The sequence below is a fragment of the Thiorhodococcus drewsii AZ1 genome, from assembly GCF_000224065.1.
Taxonomy (GTDB): Bacteria; Pseudomonadota; Gammaproteobacteria; order Chromatiales; family Chromatiaceae; genus Imhoffiella; species Imhoffiella drewsii.
The window spans coordinates 1-4099 of record NZ_AFWT01000084.1; the positions used below are offsets into that span (position 1 = coordinate 1).

At 52.3% G+C, this 4099-nt stretch carries 2 protein-coding genes and 2 pseudogenes; 2 read left to right on the plus strand and 2 right to left on the minus strand.

Annotated elements, in window-relative coordinates:
* Window positions 1–283: pseudogene (locus THIDRDRAFT_RS22885) on the minus strand (IS481 family transposase); the annotation flags it as partial.
* Window positions 284–521: 238 nt separating this feature from the next.
* Between THIDRDRAFT_RS22885 and THIDRDRAFT_RS25115 the strand changes: the two are divergent.
* Both THIDRDRAFT_RS25115 and THIDRDRAFT_RS22890 read left to right on the plus strand, forming a co-directional pair.
* The gene (locus THIDRDRAFT_RS25115; protein ID WP_007043314.1) at window positions 522–2237 is read left to right on the plus strand and encodes a carbohydrate binding domain-containing protein; all 1716 of its coding nucleotides are present in this window, start codon (window positions 522–524) and stop codon (window positions 2235–2237) included.
* Between the two features lie 225 nt (window positions 2238–2462).
* On the plus strand, window positions 2463–3899 hold the full coding sequence (locus THIDRDRAFT_RS22890; protein ID WP_007043315.1) for an IS4 family transposase: 1437 nt from the start codon (window positions 2463–2465) through the stop codon (window positions 3897–3899).
* A gap of 2 nt (window positions 3900–3901) precedes the next feature.
* On the opposite strand, the pseudogene THIDRDRAFT_RS22895 reads toward THIDRDRAFT_RS22890, so the two are convergent.
* Window positions 3902–4099: pseudogene (locus THIDRDRAFT_RS22895) on the minus strand (IS3 family transposase); the annotation flags it as partial.

The following is a 4099-nucleotide window of genomic DNA, read 5'->3' on the forward strand; positions in this document are numbered from 1 at the left end:
GGTGGATGAATGCGCGCGTAACCGCCAACAGATCGTCGAGCGGCAGCAAGAGGGTTTCCCGCAGGGCCACCACGAGGACTTCCTGCTCGGGCGAGAGCGTCGTTGAGAGCCGGTGTGGGCGGTGCGAAGCATCTTCGACCACCGTGCGTCGTCGCCACTTTCTCACCGTCTGCACCGAGAGGTTGTACTGGGCGGCGAGGACCTTGCTCGGCAACGTGGAGGCTTGCAGTTCACGACGAATCGCTGGGGTCGTGCGCGCGTTCTTATGCAGGCGGATTTCCATCGGCAATCAGGCTCCCGGGCTGTGGGCTGTTCCGCGAGCGATGGCTTTGTGGACCACGTGCTCTAGCACCTCGCGGGCTCGGAACAAAGGATAGCTCCGTCGAGGCAGATAATCACACGGGACGCAACACTTAAGGATTAAGCTCGGGCGTATTTAGGCCGGCTTTAGGGCTGGCAGCAGGTCCATCTGTCCGGAATCCATCAAGAGCCTACATCAAAATATAGTCTAAGAGGTTTTTATGAAAAAAATGTCTTTTGGTAAAATCAAAAAAGCAATTTTATTTGTTTCTTTCTTGGTTTTTATATCTTGCGAGGTTTTTGCAAATAGCTCAAATGAGCCTCTCGTTAATCAAGATTTTGAACTAGGAGCAACTTCAGCTTGGGCTATTAATTCTTGGAGTGAAAGTATTGCATCGATGCAAGTTGGCGCTCCTGGAAAAGATAACTCAAAATTTTCTTTGAAAATAGCGATTTCAGAAAATCCTTCAAGCAGTGTATTTAAACATGTCGTTCAACTTCAAGCAGGACATATTTACCAAGTTTCAGCTTGGGTTAAAGCTGACAAAGAAACAAAAGTATCAATGAAGCTTCAAAAAGATGTCGCCTCGTATAATACCTGGGGACAACAAACGATCACGGCAACAAGTAACTGGAAACAAATTGTCTTTGTTGGCTCGCCAAAAGACGGAGATCCCTCACGAATTATATTTTTTCTTTCTGATATAAATGTGTCTGTTTATGTTGACAACGTATCTTTGATAGATTATACCAACAATACTACTTTCAATAAAAAAATAGTGCCGAAAACCCTTTTTTGTATGCATAGCAATAAGGGGCATATCTTAGATTTATGGCCAGCAATAAGTAAGGCTGACGTCGGCATGATTCGACTTATGGATTCTGGTGTTAATTGGCCGTACATTGAAGCGCAAAAAGGCGTTTTTACATGGGCAAGAATGCAGATGTATGTTGATAGAATAAAAAAATATATTCCTGACAGCAAGATTATGTATACGTTTTCAGATGTCCCTGGCTGGGCTAATGGCAACAAAGGGGGGGGGTATGCTCCGTTAGATATGGGCGACTGGAAAAACTTCGTAACACGTTTAGTTGATAAATATGGAGATGTTATTGACTACTATGAAATGTGGAATGAGTTCGACTATTCTCTATTCTGGGCAGAGAGTTCAGAAAAAATGCTAGAAATGCACAAAATCGCTTACGAAATAATCAGAAAAAAGGACCCAACAGCAAAAATTTTACTTCCCAACATTACTATATTTGGTTTGCCTCGATTAGAGGAATATCTTGCTTTGGGTGGAGGAGATTACGCAGATATCGCCGCTATACACTTTTACCCTGAAATTAATAAAATAGAAGAGTCGCTGATGTTTGCTCATTCAGTAAGAAACCTTCTGGAGTCTTACGGCCATAGCGACATGCCTATACTCAACACGGAAGGCTCACCCGTAACAGATGGGCAGGCCCTTACATCTAAACAAGAAAGATCGAGCGTTGCAAGATATACTCTTATGACTTGGGTTGCAGGTATGGATGCCGCGTGCTGGTATTTTTGGGAAAATATACAAGAAAACAAGCGTATCGTGTTTGCTGGTGACGAAGGAACCTGGGCGTCACTAAATGATTCGGCTATAGCTTATAAACAGTTATCTGATTGGCTTATAGGGACTAATGTCACCGATTTTGTAGTCGATAGAGATTCTCAAACTTATCAAATAAAAGTAGAGAAAGATGGGAAATATTTGGGGTGGATTGTTTGGGCTAGTCAATCTGTAGATTACAGTCCGCTTGAAGATTGGAAAATTAAAGTTATTGACTTATTAGATGGATCAACCAAAAATTACACAGGAGGAAAAATTTCTCTTGACATAGAGCCGGTTTTTCTTAGGCAAGGTGATCTTATAGAAAAACCAGTTTTAAGAATGTCACCGTAGGGAGCGGTAATTGTCAAGGTAGTTGTCGCCTGCATCGTTGTCACACCGCTTGATCTAACGGGGTGTGTTCCAGATCGCGCTCCGGGTTGAGGGCATCCCTTTACCCATATCACGAACCAGTTTCGTACACATTTCTTGTTCGATTGCGGCCCAAGACTGGATTTGTCGCCTGGGTTTCCGTTGCACTGTTTGTGACGTGAACGCCGACAGTTGGGATGGAGAACGATGCACGAGACAGCGCGAAATCAACCGATTGGTCGAGCCCCCGAATTTCCCGAGGACCTGCCGCTGGGCACCTTGGAGCAGGAGCTTGGCACCATCGATCTGGGCGATGTCCGCCTGAATCGGCGCTCGCGGCGGGTGCTGGGGAAACTGGGTACGAAGCCGAGTGAAAGCATTCCGACGGCCTGCGGCGGGTGGGACGAGACGCGCGCGGCCTATCGCCTGCTCGATCAGGATCGTGTCACAGCGAAGCGGGTGCTGGCGCCGCATGTGGAGCGTACCGAGGAACGCCTGCGCGCCCATGAGCGGGTGCTGTGCATCCAGGACACGACCGAACTTGACTACACCACCAAGAAGGGGCGCATGAATGGCCTGGGGCCGCTCAACTACGAATCGCGCTGGGGGCTGTATCTGCATCCGACCCTGGCGGTCACCCCGGATCGGATCCCATTGGGCGTCCTGGACACGCATACCTGGGCCCGCAAGCCCGGCCGTCTGGGGCAGGACAAAGCGGTCAGCCGTCCGCTCGAAGAGAAAGAGAGTGCGCGCTGGGTCGAGGGGTTCGCGCAGGTCAACGCCCTGGCCGAGGCCCTGCCCGACACGCGCCTGACCTACATCGCTGACCGCGAGGGCGATCTCTACGACCTGTTCGTCGAAGCCCCTTGTCCCGATCACGGGGCCGATTGGCTGGTGCGGGGTCAGTATCATGAACGTCGGCTCAGCGATGGACGCACTCTGCGCGAGGCGCTGGCGGACGCGCCGGTGCTGACCACGATCTCTTTTACGCGCCCGGGCGGACACGGCAAACCGGCCCGTCCCGTCGAGCAGCACCTCAAGGCGGTGCGTGTGACCTTGAAGGCCCCGCACCGTCGCGACCGTCGGCTCAGCAAGGTCACTGTCACCGCGCTCTTGGCCACGGAGATCGACCCTCCCAGCAACGATGACCCGCTCGAGTGGCTGCTACTGACCAATCTCCCCGTCGAGACGCCCGAACAGGCGCTCGAGAAGATCGCCTGGTATCTGTGTCGCTGGCACGTGGAGGTCTTCTTCAAGATTCTCAAAAGTGGCTGCAAGATCGAGCGCTTACAGTTGGAGGAACGCAAGCACCTGGAGCCCGCCATCACCTTCTACATGATCATCGCCTGGCGCGTTCTGTTGCTCACCCACCTCGGGCGCGCCTGCCCCGAGTTGCCCTGCGATGTCGTCTTCGACGCGGCCGAATGGCAGGCCGTCTACCTCGTCACCCAGCGCCAAGCTCCACCAGAAGAGCCGCCGTCGCTCGATGCCATGGTCCGCATGGTGGCCACCCTCGGTGGCTTCCTCAACCGAAAAAGTGATGGCTTCCCGGGACCGCAATCCCTGTGGATCGGGCTGCAACGCGCGGCTGATTTCGTGCTCGCTCTTGAGGCTCAGCGTTCCGCAGGGGCGAGTTATGGGTAAAGCTATGGGTTGAGGGAGACGACCGTAATCGGCGTCCAGTTGCGCGTTGGCCCACTCCAGCGCTCGGGGTGTTGGTCGCGTGCGACCTGGTTGAGGGCGTGGCGCTGAGCGAGGATCTGGGGATCCTCCCCACGATGGCGTTGCTCGGGGGTGACGAAGCGGATGGCACTGTGTCGATGCTCGGTGTTGTAGCCGCCGAC

Coding starts and splice junctions, on each gene's coding strand:
- THIDRDRAFT_RS25115 (WP_007043314.1), top strand. CDS start 522: ATGAAAAAAATGTCTTTTGGTAAAATCAAAAAAGCAATTTTATTTGTT.
- THIDRDRAFT_RS22890 (WP_007043315.1), top strand. CDS start 2,463: ATGCACGAGACAGCGCGAAATCAACCGATTGGTCGAGCCCCCGAATTT.